At 67.4% G+C, this 16,830-nt stretch carries 12 protein-coding genes; 8 read left to right on the top strand and 4 right to left on the bottom strand.

The annotated features are described in order from the left end of the window. Together AC4EEV_RS19240 and AC4EEV_RS19235 are read right to left on the bottom strand one after the other, a co-directional pair. The gene (locus AC4EEV_RS19240) at nucleotides 1–1,347 is read right to left on the bottom strand and encodes an MFS transporter (RefSeq protein ID WP_018761083.1); all 1,347 of its coding nucleotides are present in this window, start codon (nucleotides 1,345–1,347) and stop codon (nucleotides 1–3) included. 51 nt (nucleotides 1,348–1,398) lie between these two features. Further along, a complete protein-coding gene (locus tag AC4EEV_RS19235; protein ID WP_018761082.1) occupies nucleotides 1,399–2,337 on the bottom strand; it encodes a proteasome assembly chaperone family protein in 939 nt (312 codons plus the stop codon). 255 nt (nucleotides 2,338–2,592) lie between these two features. Here AC4EEV_RS19235 and AC4EEV_RS19230 point away from each other — a divergent pair, with 255 nt between their 5' ends. The 5 genes from AC4EEV_RS19230 to AC4EEV_RS19210 all read left to right on the top strand — a co-directional run bounded on the left by AC4EEV_RS19230 (nucleotide 2,593) and on the right by AC4EEV_RS19210 (nucleotide 8,705). After that, the gene (locus AC4EEV_RS19230; RefSeq protein WP_109864051.1) at nucleotides 2,593–4,116 is read left to right on the top strand and encodes a leucyl aminopeptidase; all 1,524 of its coding nucleotides are present in this window, start codon (nucleotides 2,593–2,595) and stop codon (nucleotides 4,114–4,116) included. Nucleotides 4,117–4,370: 254 nt separating this feature from the next. Continuing rightward, nucleotides 4,371–5,753, top strand: a complete 1,383-nt coding sequence (lpdA, locus tag AC4EEV_RS19225; protein ID WP_109864052.1) for a dihydrolipoyl dehydrogenase — start codon at nucleotides 4,371–4,373, stop codon at nucleotides 5,751–5,753. A 114-nt stretch (nucleotides 5,754–5,867) separates the two neighbouring features. Beyond that, the gene (gene sucB / locus AC4EEV_RS19220) at nucleotides 5,868–7,616 is read left to right on the top strand and encodes a 2-oxoglutarate dehydrogenase, E2 component, dihydrolipoamide succinyltransferase (protein WP_491329737.1); all 1,749 of its coding nucleotides are present in this window, start codon (nucleotides 5,868–5,870) and stop codon (nucleotides 7,614–7,616) included. Between the two features lie 155 nt (nucleotides 7,617–7,771). Next, nucleotides 7,772–8,125, top strand: coding sequence for a hypothetical protein (locus AC4EEV_RS19215; protein ID WP_018761078.1), 354 nt, complete (start codon nucleotides 7,772–7,774; stop codon nucleotides 8,123–8,125). A gap of 151 nt (nucleotides 8,126–8,276) precedes the next feature. Further along, the gene (locus AC4EEV_RS19210) at nucleotides 8,277–8,705 is read left to right on the top strand and encodes an OsmC family protein (RefSeq protein WP_018761077.1); all 429 of its coding nucleotides are present in this window, start codon (nucleotides 8,277–8,279) and stop codon (nucleotides 8,703–8,705) included. Nucleotides 8,706–8,788: 83 nt separating this feature from the next. Here the strand turns inward: AC4EEV_RS19210 and AC4EEV_RS19205 are convergent, their stop codons facing one another. Further along, the gene (locus AC4EEV_RS19205; RefSeq protein ID WP_491329736.1) at nucleotides 8,789–12,322 is read right to left on the bottom strand and encodes a S41 family peptidase; all 3,534 of its coding nucleotides are present in this window, start codon (nucleotides 12,320–12,322) and stop codon (nucleotides 8,789–8,791) included. Between the two features lie 73 nt (nucleotides 12,323–12,395). On the opposite strand from AC4EEV_RS19205, the gene AC4EEV_RS19200 reads away from it, so the two are divergent. Then, the gene (locus AC4EEV_RS19200; RefSeq protein ID WP_109864056.1) at nucleotides 12,396–13,298 is read left to right on the top strand and encodes a TIGR01777 family oxidoreductase; all 903 of its coding nucleotides are present in this window, start codon (nucleotides 12,396–12,398) and stop codon (nucleotides 13,296–13,298) included. A gap of 41 nt (nucleotides 13,299–13,339) precedes the next feature. Here the strand turns inward: AC4EEV_RS19200 and AC4EEV_RS19195 are convergent, their stop codons facing one another. Continuing rightward, entirely contained in the window at nucleotides 13,340–14,995 is a 1,656-nt protein-coding gene (locus tag AC4EEV_RS19195) for a serine/threonine-protein kinase (protein ID WP_491329735.1), read from the bottom strand. A 138-nt stretch (nucleotides 14,996–15,133) separates the two neighbouring features. Between AC4EEV_RS19195 and lipB the strand changes: the two genes are divergently transcribed. Next, the gene (lipB, locus tag AC4EEV_RS19190) at nucleotides 15,134–15,802 is read left to right on the top strand and encodes a lipoyl(octanoyl) transferase LipB (RefSeq protein ID WP_018761073.1); all 669 of its coding nucleotides are present in this window, start codon (nucleotides 15,134–15,136) and stop codon (nucleotides 15,800–15,802) included. Further along, nucleotides 15,799–16,818, top strand: coding sequence for a lipoyl synthase (gene lipA, locus AC4EEV_RS19185; RefSeq protein WP_491329734.1), 1,020 nt, complete (start codon nucleotides 15,799–15,801; stop codon nucleotides 16,816–16,818). The genes lipB and lipA overlap by 4 nt, the downstream gene beginning before the upstream one ends. The last annotated feature ends 12 nt before the right edge of the window (nucleotides 16,819–16,830 follow it).

Genomic DNA, 16,830 nt, shown 5'->3' with positions numbered 1-16,830 from the left:
TTAGTCGTCGGTAGGTGCAGGCTGCCGGCGGCGGGCCAGGCTCTCCCGGCGCTGCCGCGCCAAGGCACTGCGCAGGGGCGGCACGACGATTCCCTGCGCAGCCATCTGCCGGCGCACCTTTCGCCTGGAGGCAACGATCGCTGCCGATCCAATCGCGAGCAGCAGGAACTGGACGCTGAGGGCCAGCCGGAACGGGTCCAGGCCATACAGGACACCCTGCGAGAATCCGGTGGCATAGAGCAGGTCCAACACCAGGCCGATCAGGAAGATGGACACCAGGGCGGCAATGAAACCGCCAACATTGACGATGCCGGTGGCCGTCCCGATCCGGTGCGCGGGGTTGAAAGTCCGCGCGAAGTCAAAACCGATCATCGACCCCGGGCCGCCGATGGCGAGGACGACCACCAGCATGGCCAGCAGCCACAGCGGAGACCTGCCGGGCAACAACAGCACCGCGGCCCAGGCGGCGGCCGTGAAACCGGCAATGAGCAGGACCATCGTGGAGCGGCGCAGCGGGTGGCGGGAAACGAAGCGGCCAATGAAAGGGCCCACGGCCATGGCAGCGGCAACATACAGCGCCATCAGAGCTGCAACGGTACCGGCGTCCAGGCCCTGGCCGGAGATCAGGAACGGGTAGCCCCAGGTCATCGCGAACACGGTGCCGCTGAACTGGATGGTGAAGTGGCTCCACATTCCCAGCCTGGTTCCGGGCTGGCGCCAGGCGCGCGCCAGCGAGACGCCGGTTGCTTTCAGCCCCTGCCGGGCGTCCGGGCGTTCGGTGCCCGGCGGAACGTCCTGCAGCAGCAGGAGGACCAGCACGACGGCGAGGGCTGACATCCCGGCCAGCATCAGGAAGGCGGGAGTCCAGCCCGACAGGTGCAGGACGAGCGCGAAGGGAAGGACGCTGAACAGCTGCCCCAGCTGGCCGGACATGCCGGTCAGCTGGGTCACCAGGGGGACGCGGACCGGAGCAAACCACAGCGGGATGAGCCGGATCACCGAGATGAAGGTCATGGCATCGCCGGCTCCCACCAGCACGCGGCCCAGGACCCCGCCCGGGATGCTCTCGGCAAAGGCAAGCTGCAACTGGCCCAGCCCCATCAGCACGGCACCGCCGGCGATCATTGCCCGGGAGCCGAACCTGTCCACCAGCAATCCGACCGGGATCTGCAACCCGGCGTAGACCAGCAGTTGGAGGACCGTGAAAAAGGATATGGCCGAGGCCGTGGCATGGAAGCGCTCGGTGGCCTCAAGGCCCACTACCCCGAAGGAGGTGCGTTGCGCCACGGCCACCAGGTACCCGAAAATTCCAACGGTCCAAATCAGCCAGGCGCGGGGAGCAGTCACTAGTTCATTATGCCCGGCCCCGGCAGGCTCCCCCGAAGCCGTGACGCGCCGCTACGGCTTCGGATTCTCCCTGGCCAGGTATGCTTCCACGGCGGCGCCGAGGTCGTCGGCGTCGGGAAGCTCGTCATTTTCATTGGCCAGGAGCGAGCGCCGCACCATGCCGTCGGCCTTCTCGTCGTAGCGCGTTTCGAGGCGGGCCACCACCTGCTGGACTTCCTCGGACGCCTCGATCTGCTCGGCGATCTGGCGGCTGACGTCACGGCCCGATTCACGCAGCCGGTCGGTGGGCAGCATGAGCGACGTCGCAGCACCGAGGTATTCGAGGCCGGCGACGGCGGCCGTGGGGTACTCTGCCTCCGCAAGGTAGTGCGGCACGTGGATGACGTAGCCGGCGACATTGCGTCCGGCTTCGACGAGGCGCAATTCCAGGATGTGGCCGACGGCGGCTGGAACTTCCACGGTGGGCTTCCACACCGAAATGCCTTCAATCAGCTCAGGCCGGTTTCCGTGCACGGTGACGCCCACGGGACGGGTGTGCGGGACCGGCATGGGGATCGAGTGGATCCACGTGACCAGGTTGACATCGAGTTTCTCCACGATGTTGACCACGGCGCGGGCGAACCGCTCCCACTGCAGGTCGGGTTCGAATCCAGCCAGGAGGAGGAACGGTTTGCCGAGTCCATCGACGAGGCGGTAAAGGGCCAGCCGCGGCTCCTGGTAGTCCTGGATGTGGTCTTCCACAAAGCTCAGGTGCGGGCGGCGGGACCGGTAGTCGATCAGCTGGTCGGCGTCGAAGACCGCCACCGGCTGGGCATCAAGGGTGTCCAGCAGTTCGGCGTTGATCTGCTTCACCACGTGGCCGGCGTCGGCGAAACCGGTGAAACCCATGACCAGGTTCAACCCCCGCAGATCGGGGCTGTGGAACAGCTCGATGTTGCTGGCGTAGAGCGCGTCGGGGTCCAGCAGGGAGCCGGAAATCCGTTCAAGCACGGCGTGTTCCTTTCAGGGGTTCGGGTGGACATCTTGCATAACGCGGCGGACGGGCCGGGCATTCCGGCACCCCGTGTGGCGCACATCTCAGGAAATTCTCCCGCCGTGGCACGGAAGGGCTACGATCGGAACTGGCCTGCCAGGCGGGCTGGCACGCACCCGGAGCGGTCCACGACGGCCGGAGCCGGGCCACCATGGCAGAGCGCCCAACATGCATTCCTGCCCGAACGTTTCGAGAATTGAGGACTCATCCCTGTGGTCAAGAATACTGAAATCAACCTTAGTACCGTCTCGCGGGACTTGAAGAAGAGCGCCAGCGAGGCAGTGGTCATCGGGGTGGGGCAGGGAACCGACGGGCCCGTTCTCCTGGACAACCCGTTGACGGCAAAGTCCGCGGAAGCCCTCACGGAATCCCTCAAGGCGCTGGGCGTTACCGGCGCAGCAGACCAGCTTGTACGCCTGCCGGGGCTGCCCGAAACCGGAGCCGGGATCCTGGCCCTGGCCGGGGTTGGCAAGGTCGCAGCCGGCGAACCGCTGGCAGGCGAGTCGCTTCGCCGCGCCGCAGGCTCGGCGGTCCGCCAGCTTGCGGGCCTGGCCACAGTCACCCTGGCGTTTCCGACGGCGACCGTGCAGGACGTCGCTGCTGTCGCCGAGGGTGCGGCGCTGGGCGCCTACTCCTTCACCGAGTTCCGGTCCTCGACTGACGGGCTGAAGGACCCGGTCCGGAACGCCGTGATCTTCACCGAACTGGCCGGCACCGCCGGGGTGGACTCCGCGCTGAAGCGCGCAGGCTTGGTGGCCAAGGCCGTGAATGCGACCCGGTCCCTCGTTAACACCCCGCCCAGCCACCTGTACCCGGAATCCTTCGCAGAGGCCGCCAAGGATCTCGCCAAGGGCCTTCCGGTGAAGGTGACCGTTTGGGACGAGAAGCGCCTGGAGAAGGAAGGCTTCGGCGGCATCATGGGCGTTGGCAAGGGCTCCTCGCGGCAGCCGCGCCTGGTGAAGGTCGAATACTCCCCCGCCAAGGCGACGTCGAAGATCGCCCTCGTCGGAAAGGGCATCACGTTCGACACCGGCGGAATTTCCCTCAAGCCGGCCCTGAACATGGGTGACATGAAGAGCGATATGGCGGGCGCCGCCGTCGTCCTTAACACTGTCCTGGCCATCGCCGGGCTGGGCCTGCCCGTCAAGGCCACGGCCTGGCTGTGCATCGCCGAAAACATGCCCGGCGGTGCCGCCTCCCGCCCCGCCGATGTCCTGACCATGTACGGCGGCAAGACCGTGGAAGTACTTAATACGGATGCCGAAGGCCGGCTGGTCATGGCGGACGGCATCGTCGCAGCGAGCGGCGAATACCCGGACGCCATCATTGACGTCGCCACCCTTACCGGCGCGCAGCTTATCGCACTGGGCAACCGCACCGCGGGCATCATGGGCTCGGACAGCGTCACCGGCGCGCTCAAGGTTGCCGCGGACCGCGCCGGCGAGCTGGTCTGGCCGATGCCCCTGCCGGAAGAACTGCGCCCCAGCCTGGACTCCCAGGTGGCGGACCTTGCCAATATCGGAGAGCGGCACGGCGGCATGATGACCGCTGCCGTTTTCCTGCGCGAGTTCGTGGGTAAGGATAAGGCGGGCGCGCAGATCCCGTGGGCGCACATCGACATTGCCGGGCCGTCATTCAACAACGGCAGCCCGTACGGCTACACACACAAGCAGGGCACCGGCTGCACCGTCCGGACCCTGGTCGCGTACGTCGAGGACATCCTCGCCGCGGCCTGATCAAGGCTTGACGGGCCGTGCCGCGCGGCTTTGCGGCGGGGGTGATCCGTCCGCCACAAAGCCGCGTGACACTGGCCACAAGCGCTCCACAAACGCGCCGCCAAGGTGGAGCATGGATAGGTGGTTCGCTAAGGTGAACCACGGTAGTCACAAATGCAAGAGAGTTGCCCTGCTGACATAATCACGGCAGTGCAAGTTCCAAGACCAGATGATGCGCGCTGATCGCGTCATCGTTCACGCGAGGGAGCGTTTTAGTGGCCGATCAGGCAACTGCGCAAGAATTCGACATCCTGGTACTCGGTGGCGGCAGCGGCGGGTACGCCGCGGCGCTGCGGGCGGTACAGCTGGGCCTTACCGTCGGCCTCGTGGAGAAGGGCAAGCTGGGCGGCACCTGCCTCCACAACGGCTGCATCCCCACCAAGGCCCTGCTGCACTCTGCAGAGCTGGCAGACCACGCCCGTGACTCCGCCAAGTACGGCGTGAACGTCACCCTCGACAGCATCGACATCAACGCTGTCAACGCCTACAAGGACGGCATCATCGCCGGCAAGTACAAGGGCCTGCAGGGACTCATCAAGTCCAAGGGCATCACCGTCATCGAGGGTGAAGGCAAGCTGCAGGGCACCGACACCGTCGTCGTGAACGGCACCGCCTACAAGGGCAAGAACATCGTCCTGGCAACCGGCTCCTACTCCCGCACCCTGCCCGGCCTGGAAATCGGCGGCAAGGTCATCACGTCGGACCAGGCCCTCACCATGGATTACATCCCCAAGAGCGCCATCATCCTCGGCGGCGGCGTCATCGGCGTCGAGTTCGCCTCGGTCTGGAAGTCGTTTGGCGTGGACGTCACCATCGTCGAAGGCCTCCCCTCCCTCGTTCCCAACGAGGACGCGACGATCGTCAAGAACTTCGAGCGTGCCTTCAAGAAGCGCGGCATCAAGTTCTCCACCGGCGTGTTCTTCCAGGGTGTCGAGCAGAATGACGACGGCGTCAAGGTCACCCTCGTGGACGGCAAGACCTTCGAAGCCGACCTGCTGCTGGTTGCCGTTGGCCGCGGCCCGGTCACCGCCAACCTGGGCTACGAGGACGCGGGGATCACCATTGACCGCGGCTTCGTCATCACCAACGAGCGCCTGCACACCGGCGTCGGCAACATCTACGCGGTGGGCGACATCGTTCCCGGCGTGCAGCTGGCGCACCGTGGTTACCAGCAGGGCATCTTCGTTGCCGAGGAGATCGCCGGCCTGAAGCCGGTGGTTGTCGAGGACATCAACATCCCCAAGGTCACCTACTCCGAACCCGAAATCGCCACGGTTGGCTACACCGAGAAGGCTGCCAAGGAAAAGTTCGGCGACGACCAGGTCCAGACCCAGGAGTACAACCTGGCCGGCAACGGCAAGAGCTCCATCCTGGGCACCTCCGGACTGGTCAAGCTGGTCCGCCAGAAGGACGGCCCCGTGGTTGGCGTCCACATGATCGGAGCCCGCATGGGCGAGCAGGTGGGCGAGGCCCAGCTGATCGTGAACTGGGAAGCCTACCCGGAGGACGTCGCCCAGCTGGTGCACGCCCACCCCACCCAGAACGAGGCCCTCGGCGAAGCCCACCTGGCGCTGGCCGGCAAGCCGCTGCACGGCTGATTTTCCACAGTATTACCAGGCCTGGTGCACCCGGCCGCGCAGGCCGGGTGCACTAGGCTTCCACCATGGCAGCAATCATTCGCACTAAAGATCAATAAGGAGAACGGGGACGACATGTCTGAATCCGTTAACTTGCCCGCCCTCGGTGAGAGTGTCACCGAAGGAACCGTCACCCGCTGGCTCAAGCAGGTAGGTGACCGGGTAGAGGTGGACGAGCCACTGCTCGAAGTCTCCACCGACAAAGTAGACACTGAAATCCCCTCTCCCGTAGCTGGCGTGATTGAAGAAATCCTGGTCGCTGAAGATGAGACCGCCGAGGTAGGCGCACCCCTGGTGCGCATCGGCGACGGCTCCGGCGGCGGTTCCGCACCCGCCGAAGAAGCCCCTGCGCAGGAAGCACCGGCCCAGGAAGCACCCGCACCGGCTGAGGCTGCTCCCGCCCAGGAAGCACCGGCCCAGGAAGCTCGTGCCCAGCAGGCACCGGCGGCCGGCGGCGAAAGCCACGACGTCACCCTGCCCGCGCTCGGCGAAAGCGTCACCGAAGGCACCGTCACCCGCTGGCTGAAGGCCGTAGGCGACTCCGTTGAGGTGGACGAGCCGCTGCTCGAGGTTTCCACTGACAAGGTGGACACCGAAATTCCGTCTCCGGTGGCAGGCACCCTGCAGGAAATCCGGGTCAACGAGGACGAAACCGCCGAGGTCGGCTCCGTGCTCGCCGTTATTGGCTCCGGCGCTCCCGCTGCTGCGGCTCCGGCTCCGGCTGCCGCACCTGCTCCCGAGGCCCCCAAGCAGGAGGCACCGAAGCAGGAAGCCCCCAAGCAGGAAGCTCCTGCCCCTGCCGCGGCTCCCGCCCCGGCACCTGCGGCGGCTCCCGTCCCGGCTGCAGCACCCGCTGCACCCGCAGCCCAGGAGGCAGCCCCGGCCGGCGGTTCCGAGTCCGGCTACGTCACTCCCCTGGTCCGCAAGCTCGCCAACCAGCACGGCGTTGACATCTCCTCGCTGTCCGGCACCGGCGTCGGCGGCCGCATCCGCAAGCAGGATGTCATCGCCGCGGCAGAGGCAAAAGCCGCTCCCGCCGCAGCTCCGGCTGCAGCGCCTGCCGCGTCCGCTCCGGCCGCTTCCGGCGCTGCTGCCTCCTCCCTGCGCGGCACCACCCAGAAGGCTCCCCGCATCCGCCAGGTCATCGCCCGCCGCATGCGCGAATCCCTCGAGGTCTCCACGCAGCTGACGCAGGTCCACGAGGTGGACATGACCAAGGTCGCCAAGCTGCGCGCCCGGGCCAAGAACTCCTTCCAGGCCCAGAACGGCACCAAGCTGACCTTCCTGCCCTTCATCGCCAAGGCTGTGGCCGAGGCCCTCAAGCAGCACCCGAAGCTCAACGCTGCCTACGACGAAGACAAGCAGGAAATCACCTACCACAACGCCGAGCACCTGGCGATCGCCGTCGACACCGACAAGGGCCTGCTGGTTCCAGTCATCGCCGACGCCGGCAACCTGAACCTTGCCGGCCTCGCCGGCAAGATCGCCGACGTCGCATCCCGCACCCGCGACGGCAAGATCGGTCCGGACGAACTCTCCGGCGGCACGTTCAGCATCACCAACATCGGTTCCGTTGGTGCCCTGTTCGACACCCCGATCATCAACCAGCCGCAGGTGGGCATTCTGGGCACCGGCGCCATCGTCAAGCGGCCCGTTGTGGTTGCTGACGAAAACAGTGACGACTCGATCGCCATCCGCTCCATGATGTACCTGTCCTTGACGTACGACCACCGCCTGGTGGACGGTGCGGACGCCGGCCGCTTCCTCCAGACCTTGAAGGCACGCCTGGAAGAGGGCGCTTTCGAAGCTGATCTGGGGCTCTAGCCTCCGCAGCAAAGACAACGACGGCGGTGCCGGCGCAGGTGGGAAACCGCCCGCGGCCGGCGCCGCCGTCGCGGTTTAACCAACGCAGCCGCTCCCGGGGCCGCCGTGGCGTGGCTTTGCTACGGGCCGTAGAATTGACTGGCTAAGCTGGTGCCATGACTATTCTCTTCAACATCCTGGTCTTCCTGCACGTCGTGGGAGCCGCCATGATCGTAGGCTACTGGATTGCCACGATGCGGACCCCCACCGTCCACCCGCGCCAGCGCGATGGCGCGTTCCTGCAGCTCCTCACCGGCATTGCCATGATGGGCATCCTGCCGTTCCTCCCGGACAAGGATCCGAACTACGCCAAGCTGGGCATCAAATTCGTCATTGCCGTCGTCGTGGCAGTCCTGGCCGTCATCGGGACACGCAAGGTCAAGAACGGGCAGCCTGTCTCCACCGGCCTGGCCCACGGCGTGGGCGGCCTGGCACTGGTGAACGTGGCCATCGCCACCATCTGGCAGTAGCCCCGCACCAGCCGGCCGTAAACGTCTGTCCGGTCATAATCCTCTGAGAGCGGACAACCCGTGCACCGGACGGACGTGGTCCCTAGGATGGGAAACGGCGGGCCCGGCCGCGGGTGGCCGGCCCGGATTCGAACCGACGTTGAGGAGAGACATGGCGACAACACGCAATGCGCACACTGTATGGACCGGAAGCCTGACGGAGGGTTCGGGCAACACCACCCTGGACAGCTCCGGCCTTGGCACCTTCGATGTCACCTGGAAGGCGCGCACCGAGGCCGCCGGCGGAAAGACCAGCCCGGAAGAGCTGATCGCCGCCGCCCACTCGGCATGCTTCTCCATGGCGTTCAGCCACGAACTGAGCCAGGCCGGCTTCACGCCTGAGGAAGTCAACACCAAGTCCGAGGTCGGCTTCCAGCCGGGGACCGGCATCACGGGCAGCCACCTGACCCTGAATGCCCGCATCCCCGGCATTTCGGAGGAGGACTTCCAGCGGATCGCCGAGGCCGCGAAGAAGGGCTGCCCGGTCTCCCAGGCCCTCGCCGGGATCGAGATCACCCTGGATGCCACGCTTCAGGCCTAAGCCTTGCCGGCATAGAGCACCAAAAAGGCCCTGTCCCGCCGGATGTCCGGCGGAGCAGGGCCTTTTGGTTTACCCGGAAAAACCTAGGCAGGCGTCTCCGCCTGGCCGGCCTGCCGGCGGGCGGGCAGCGGCGCAGGCTTCAGGCGGCGGTATCCGGAGCGGGCCGGCGGACGGTCGGTGGGCAGTTCCTGGATCATTTCCTTGAGCGCGCCGATGCCGTACTCAAGCTGGGGATCGCGGCCAGCGGCGTAGGCGTGCGGTGGGTAGGTCACTTCGATGTCCGGGTCCACGCCGTAGTTTTCAACGCTCCACCCAACACCGCCGCCGAACCAGGTGGCGTACCTGGGCTGGGTGACTCCCGTGCCGTCGGCCAGGGAGAAGCGGTTGTCGATGCCCACCACGCCGCCCCAGGTCCGCGTTCCGATGACCGGCCCGATCCCCCGCAGTTTGGAGACCTGGGTGATGATGTCACCGTCCGAGCCCGCGAATTCGTCGGCGAGAATGATCACCGGCCCGCGCGGAGCGTGGTGCGGATACGTCCGGGGCTTCTCCCCGCGCGGCATGCTCCAGCCGGTGACCTTGCGGCCGATCAGCTCAGCGACCAGCTGGGACGTGTGTCCGCCACGGTTCCGGCGCACATCGACAATGAGTCCGTCCAGCGCGGTTTCGGTGTCCAGGTCCCGGTGCAGCTGGGCCCAGCCGTTGGCCATCATGTCCGGAATGTGGAGGTAGCCGAATGTTCCGTCCGAGGCCTCGCGGACGGTGCGCCGGTTGCCGGCGACCCATTCCTGGTACCGCAGCCGTTCCTCGTCCTTGACAGGCACGACGGCGACCCGCCGCTGGGTCCCTGCAGCGCCGCCGTGTCCCGGGCCGTTGAGCAGGGTCAGCTCCACTGCGCGTCCGGCCGCACCCACCAGCTGCATGGCCGGGGTGACGGCCTGTGACAAGGGGACACCATCGATGGCAAGGAGGATGTCCCCTGCCTTGGCGCTGACACCCGGCCGGGTCAGCGGCGACGTGGCGAGCGGATCGGAGGACTCACCGGCCAGGATGCGGGTGATCTCCCAGCCCTGCGGTGTGTGGGTGAGGTCGGCGCCGAGGCGGCCCTGCCCGCGGCTGCCCCGCTCGGTCACTGCGGCCGGGCGCACGTAGGCGTGGGATGTGCCGAGTTCGCCGTGCAGCTCCCACAGCAGGTCAATCAGGTCATCGTGCGAGCCGAGGCGGTCCACCAGGGGACGGTACCGGGCGCGGATGGATTCCCAGTCCTGGCCGGCCATGTCTTCGGTCCAGAAGAAGTCGCGCTGCAGGCGCCAGGCTTCATCGAACGCCTGTCCCCAGACGCTGAGCGGGTCCAGCAGGACCCTGATCCTGCCCAGGTCCACTTTGACGGCTTTGCCGGATTCCTCATCCGCCTTGGCATCGGATGGAACGGCAGTGACCTGCTTGTCCGAGACCAGGACCACCTTGCTGCGGTCCCCGGACAGGCGGTAGCTGTCCACGGCGTCCACCAGCGTGGCTTGCTTGCGGCGGGCGACGTCGTAGCGGACCAGGCTGGGGCGGGCGTCCTTGTCCTCCTGGCTGGCCTTGCCGTCGCCGGTCACGCCGGCCAGGACGGAGTCGAGCCACAGGAGTCCGCCGTCCACGGCCTTCAGTGAGCTGTAGTTGCCCTGGGGTACGGGAACCCCGATGACGCGGTGCGCCAGGCCTTCCGGGTCGACGTGGACAGCTGCCGCGCTGTCCTGCTGCCCTTCGCTTGCGTCCGCGCCGTCCTTTACGGTTTCGGGTGCGGTCTCCTCGCCGGCGGGATCCACCGACGGGCCAAAGGGCGACGGCGTGTCAGCTGCGAGTGCCACCAGGTAGGGCTTGATGGGGCTGGGGAAGGAAAGGTCGAACGAGTGCCCGTCGTAGACCGGATCGAAGCTGCGGTTAGACAGGAACGCCAGGAACTTGCCGTCAGGGGTGAACGACGGCGAGGCGTCGCGGAAACGGCCGTCAGTGACCTCCACGGGATCGGCGTCGAGGCGGTCCACGGTGGCCAGGCGCAGGCGGCTGCGTGAGCCGAAGGACGTGACCGGTTCCGACCACGCCAGCCAGCGCGAGTCGGCGGACCAGGCCAGCTCGGAGATGCTGCCTTCGCCGATGCTGGCAACGCGCGTGAGGTTACCGGTTCGAGTGTCGGCCAGGTGGACGTCGCCGAACGAGGTGCCCAGTGCTATCCACCGGCCGTCCGGGCTGGCTTCGAGCGAACTGGCCCGCGACGGCGTGGGGACGGTGATGCCGGTGGGCGCCGTGTCCTCCCTGTTTTCCGCGGCGGCCGTCGAGTCCTGCGGGGCGACGTCTGCCTGCTGGTCGTCGTCGGCGGGAACATGTTGGTTTCCGCCCGCAAGGACTGCGGCGCCGGAGGCCGGGACCGGTTGCGGCAGGTTGGGCGTTTCGGGGCCCTCCGTGCCCGTTTGTCCGGCGTCGGCGGAGTGGTCCGCCGTAGGTTCCTGGCCCGGTGCCGTCGCCTGCTGGGCACTGTGCGGGACAGGTGCGGCGATGTCCTTGATGTGCAGCGCCTCGACGCCGTCGTGGTCGGCGATGTAGGCGATGCGGCCGTCGCCCAGGGGCCGGGGCAGGCGCCCGCGGACACCCGGGGTTGCCTCGATGATGCGGGAGGGCCCGTCCTTGTGGCGCACCCAGTGGATGGTTCCGTGCGATTCGACGGCGCTGGCGGCTCCGGTGGTATCGGGTGCCACGGCGCCGAGGTGTTTTGCCGGGTCGAGGAGGGCCGGACGCCTGGTCTGCGAGGCAGAGCCCAGGGAGATCTCCAGCTTGACCGCCTCCGATTCGAGGTCACTCAAGACCCAAAGTTCACCGGCGGATTCGAAGATGACCCGTTTGCCGTCGGTGGCGGCGTGCCGGACGTAGAAGTCCTGGTGGTCGGTGTGCCGGCGCAGGTCCTGTCCGTTGGGCAGCACCGAGTAGAGGTTGCCGTAGCCCTCATGGTCGGAGAGGAAGGCGATCCGGCCACCCACCCACAGGGGGTCGGCGAGATTGCCGTCCAGGTCGGGCAGCAGCCGTTCGAATTCGCCGTTGCCGTCGTTGTCGATCCACAGCTTTCCGGCGGTACCGCCGCGGTACCGCTTCCACCATGCCGGTTCGCGGGACAGCACGGTCCCCAGCACCACCGGACGTTCGTCGCCCACCTCGGGGCCGAACGCAACCGATTCAACCGGGCCGTACGGCAGTTCCTGCGCCCACCCGCCGTCCAACGGGACACTGTAAGCGTACGTGTGCCGGCTTTCGGCCTGCCGGAATGCGCTGGTGACCACCACGGAACCGCCGGCGGTGAACCCCTTGACCCTGGTGCTGCTGTGCCCGAAGTAGGTGAGCTGCCGGTATCCGCCGCCGTCGACCTGTGCCGAGACAACCTCCGGCGCCGTGCCCTGCACCACCGTCCACACCAGCCGCTTGCCGTCCGGGGTGAACCGCGGGTTGCGGGCGGGTAATTGGAGGGACGAGACGCGCCAGGCCCGGCCGCCGTCCAGGGGCGCGATCCAGACGTCGTCCTCGGCCACGAAAGTGACCAGGTCGCCGTGCAGATGCGGGAAACGGAAGTAGCTCGAGGAAGTCATCGTTCGATCATAGTCAACCACCACCTGCCCCCGCGGGAGGTGCCGGAGCCGCGCTGGCGTGGTGAGATGGACCATGCACATCGTCATGGCCGGCGCCTCCGGGCTCATCGGCACCTCCATGTCCGCAGCCTTCCGCGACGCCGGCCACTCGGTGGTGACACTGGTCCGCCGACAACCTGCGGGCGCATCAGAGATCAGGTGGGATCCGGCGGCCGGCGTCCTGGACCCCGGCGCCCTTGCCGGCGCCGACGCCGTCGTCAACCTGGCCGGCGCCGGCATCGGCGACAAGCCCTGGACGCGGCGCAGGGTCGAGGAACTGTTCAGTTCGCGGCTGGCGCCCACCAGGACCCTGGTGCAGGCCATGGCGCAGCTTGAAACCCCGCCTGCCACCTTCATCAGCCAATCAGCGTCAGGCTATTACGGCGACGCCGGCAACACGGTCCTGCGCGAGGACGCACCTGCCGGTTCAGGCACGTTGGCACAGATCTGCATCGAGTGGGAACGCGAAGCCAACCTGGCGCCCGAGGGTGTTCGCGTCGTGACGCCCCGCACCGGGGTGGTGTTCAGCCGTTCCGGCGGAGCACTGGGCAAGCTGCTCCCCCTGTTGCGGCTGGGCGTGGGCGGCCCGTTCGGAAACGGCCGCCAGTTCTGGCCGTGGGTGACGCTTCCGGATGTCTCGGCCGCCTTCCTGTTCCTCCTCGAATCCCAGGTGGCGGGGCCGGTAAATGTCGCGGCCCCCGGGCAGGCGGACGTCAATGCGATCGTTGCGGCGCTGGCGCGCGCCCTGCACCGGCCTGCCGTGCTGCGGGTTCCGGCGCCCGTGCTGCGGACCGTGATGCCCGGGCTCGCTGAAGAGCTTCTGTTGTTCAGCCAGCGGATGGAGCCTGCAGTTTTGTCGGCTGCCGGCTTCCAGTGGCAGCACGGGAACCTTGACGCCGCAGCCCGCTGGGTGGTCGGGAAGGACAACGCCGGCTGACCAGGGGCACTGGTGCGGCAGCCCTGCCCGCGGGCGCGTCATCAGCCGCCCGGAAGGATGTTGCTGATCTTCCACCGGCCGTCCACGGACACCAGGACCAGCCTGAGCCGCTGCGCCGGGCTGGCCGGCCCTGTCGCCAGCACCTCGTTCTCCGGGCCCACGGCCTGGTAACCCGAGGAGGCGGAGGTCAAGCGCACGACGGCGTGGTCCTGCGTCGACCCGGATTCGGGCGTGACCTCCGAGACCATCGTGGCGAAACCGTCGAGGCGCTGGCGGGAAGCACCCAATGGCCCGGCAATGTCCTGGTCAGCGGCCGCGGCGGGCGATCCGGGCGCGTTGACGGCGGACAGCAGATCCACACTCCCGGTATTGAAGGCATGATCCCGCAGCGCGGCCAGCCCCCGAACAGCCACCGCAGGATCGGCAGCCGCAGCTTGCTGCCGGGCCTCGGCCAGCACGTCGACGGGGCTACGCCCGGCGTCGTGGCCTGGCGCGGCCGGTCCTTGCGGAACGCCGGCAGCGGACGGCATGCCCGGAGCGGAGTCGCCGAGCCACGGTCCTGCACCGGCGGAAGCGGCCAGCCACCACATCCCAGCCGCCGCCACGCCCACTGCCGGCAAGGCGAGCCGGGCCGGCAGCCGCGGAATATGCAGTGCCCGGACCCCGGCAGGGGCGCCCGCATGCTTCCCATGTGACGTTGCTTCGGCCTGGGGCGAAGGAAAGCGGCGGATCCGGGCCCGCGCTGCCGGGCCCGGCCACCGCAAGGTCGAGAGCCGCCGCCGCAGCCTCCGGAGTCTCGTGCCCAGCGCGGAACCCTTCGCTTCGGCCGGGATACTGCGGCGGGTGAGCAGCTCCGGAAGGACCGTGGGATGGACGGCACCCGAGAGGTCAAGAGGCAGCGCCTCCGCACTGCGGAAGACAGCAGTACCCAGCGCCATGGCAGTAGGCCGCAGCCGGCGGTCCTCGTTCAACCCTTGTTCGAGGGCTGCGGCAAGCTCCTTCGGGACACCGGGAACCAGCAAGGACAGCGGCGGGCGGTCCAGCGTGCGGCCGGGCGCTTCACCGGTCAGGCAAAACCAACCAATCGCGGCCAGCGAGAACACATCGCGTCCTGGCTGAAGCCCCGCGCGGGGGGCATCAACCGGCGACGGGTCAACGAAGCCGCCGGTTCCAGCCGTCACTGCCCGGCCAGGATCGCCGAGCATCCGGGCCACACCGACGTCGGACAGCATCGGTTTCCCCTGCCCGGTGAACAGGATATTCCCGGGCGCCACGTCCGAGTGCGTGAAGCCTTGGGCGTGCAGGTATCCCAGGGCCTGCGCAACGGGAGTCAGGACGGTGACGCTTTCTCCCACGCTGAGCCTGCCCCGGGATGCCACCAACTGCGCCAGCGAACCGCCAGCGGCGAAGTCCATGGTCAGGGCCGTCCCCGGCGCGGGCCCGGCGATGCGCACGGCATCGTGGGCCCTGATGAGGTGCGGGTGGTCCAAGACACTGAGGATGCGGATTTCCCTTCGCACTTCCTCCTCCCGCATGGCCTCGTCCCGGGCTCTGCCGTCCGGGGCACGGAAGCACTTCAGCGCAAAGTCCCTGCCCGTGCGCTGTTCCGTGGCCAGCCAGACATCCGCGCTGCCGCCGCGGCCAAGCAGCCGGCCGACGTCGTAGCCCGGGACTTCGGGAGCCTGTGCACCATCCATGCTCCATGTCTATCGGAATCCGGGGCGGGCTGCAGAAGTTATCCACAGGCCGTGGCCGCTGCAGTCACATTGGGTGCCCGCCGGTGAGCTTGGACACTAAACCGGGCCGGGACGGCTTCGGGGTCTAAGCTGGATTCCATGACTCTTGAGTTTTCACAGCTGGGTCTTGCCCCCGACTTCGTTGACTACATGGAAGGCTGGGAAGCCCAGCGCGAGCTCCATGACAAGGTTGTCGCCGGAGTTGCCCCCAGCACAGTCCTGCTCCTGGAGCACGCAGCCGTTTATACAGCCGGCAAGCTCACCGAGGACCACGAACGGCCGTTTGACGGCACGCCGGTCGTCGCGGTGGACCGCGGCGGCAAACTCACCTGGCACGGCCCCGGGCAACTGGTGGCCTACCCCATCCTGAAGCTGAAGAACCGTGCCGGCATCCGCGACTACGTGGAACGCCTCGAAGACATCATGATCACGGTCATGGCGGACTACGGCATCAAGGCGGAACGCATCAAGGGTCGCGCGGGCGTCTGGATCAAGGCGGACGCCAACGGTCCCGACCGCAAGATCGCCGCCATCGGCATCCGGGTCTTGAACGGCGTCACCATGCACGGCATCGCCATCAACTGCAGCAACGATCTCGCCCCCTACGGCCAGATCATTGCCTGCGGCATCACCGATGCAGGCGTGACCACCATGTCCTTGGAAACAGGACAGGACATCCGTCCGGCCCATATTGTGGACCGGTTCGTGGAGGAATTCCACAAGCACGAAGAAGCATTGGTTTCGAGCCCTGAAGGAGCTCTACTGTGACATTGGCACCCGAAGGCCGGAAGATGCTGCGGATCGAGCAGCGCAATGCTGCCGTTCCGGTGGAGCGGAAGCCGGAATGGATCAAAGCCAAGGTCCAGATGGGCCCGGAGTTCGTCGGGCTGAAGAACCTGGTCAAAAAGGAAGGCCTGCACACCGTCTGTGAAGAGGCCGGCTGCCCGAACATCTTCGAATGCTGGGAAGACAAGGAAGCGACCTTCCTGATCGGCGGGTCCGAATGCACCCGCCGCTGCGACTTCTGCCAGATCGACACCGGCAAACCCTCCCCCGTGGACATGTTCGAACCCACCAAGGTGGCCCGCTCCGTCCAGTCCATGCAACTGCGCTACGCCACCGTCACCGGGGTGGCCCGCGACGACCTCGAAGACGAAGGCGTCTGGCTCTACGCCGAAACCGTCCGCAAGATCCACGAACTGAACCCCGGCACCGGCGTGGAACTGCTCATCCCCGACTTCTCCGGCAACCCCGACCACATCAAAGCGATCTGCGACTCCGCCCCCGAAGTCTTCGCCCACAACGTCGAAACCGTGCCCCGGATCTTCAAACGCATCCGCCCCGCGTTCCGCTACGACCGCTCCCTGGACGTCATCACCCAGGGCCGCAACCTGGGCATGGTCACCAAATCCAACCTCATCCTGGGCATGGGAGAAACCCGCGAGGAAATCTCCGAAGCCCTCCGCGACCTCCACGAAGCCGGCTGCGACCTGATCACCATCACCCAATACCTCCGCCCCTCCGAACGCCACCTCCCCGTGGACCGCTGGGTCAAACCCCAGGAATTCGTCGACCTCCAGCACGAAGCCCAGGACATCGGCTTCCTCGGCGTCATGTCCGGCCCCCTGGTCCGCTCCTCCTACCGCGCCGGCCGCCTCTGGGCCACCGCCATGCGCAAAAAAGGCCGCGACATCCCCGCCGAACTCGCCCACATCGCCGACGGCATCCAAGACTCCGGCACCACCCGCCAGGAAGCCAGCACCCTCCTCGGAGCGCATTCCTGACGCGCCCCCGCA

The organism is Pseudarthrobacter sp. MOO14 (assembly GCF_058267675.1).
The sequence above is the reverse complement of the archived record's forward strand: the minus strand, read 5'-3'. Positions and strand labels throughout refer to the sequence as shown.

What these genes read in the sequence shown, in the direction of transcription:
- AC4EEV_RS19210 (WP_018761077.1), top strand. Translation starts at nt 8,277, where the DNA reads ATGGCGACAACACGCAATGCGCACACTGTATGGACCGGAAGCCTGACG.
- AC4EEV_RS19205 (WP_491329736.1), bottom strand. Translation starts at nt 12,322, where the DNA reads ATGACTTCCTCGAGCTACTTCCGTTTCCCGCATCTGCACGGCGACCTG.
- lipB (WP_018761073.1), top strand. Translation starts at nt 15,134, where the DNA reads ATGACTCTTGAGTTTTCACAGCTGGGTCTTGCCCCCGACTTCGTTGAC.
- sucB (WP_491329737.1), top strand. Translation starts at nt 5,868, where the DNA reads ATGTCTGAATCCGTTAACTTGCCCGCCCTCGGTGAGAGTGTCACCGAA.
- AC4EEV_RS19200 (WP_109864056.1), top strand. Translation starts at nt 12,396, where the DNA reads ATGCACATCGTCATGGCCGGCGCCTCCGGGCTCATCGGCACCTCCATG.
- AC4EEV_RS19215 (WP_018761078.1), top strand. Translation starts at nt 7,772, where the DNA reads ATGACTATTCTCTTCAACATCCTGGTCTTCCTGCACGTCGTGGGAGCC.
- AC4EEV_RS19195 (WP_491329735.1), bottom strand. Translation starts at nt 14,995, where the DNA reads ATGGATGGTGCACAGGCTCCCGAAGTCCCGGGCTACGACGTCGGCCGG.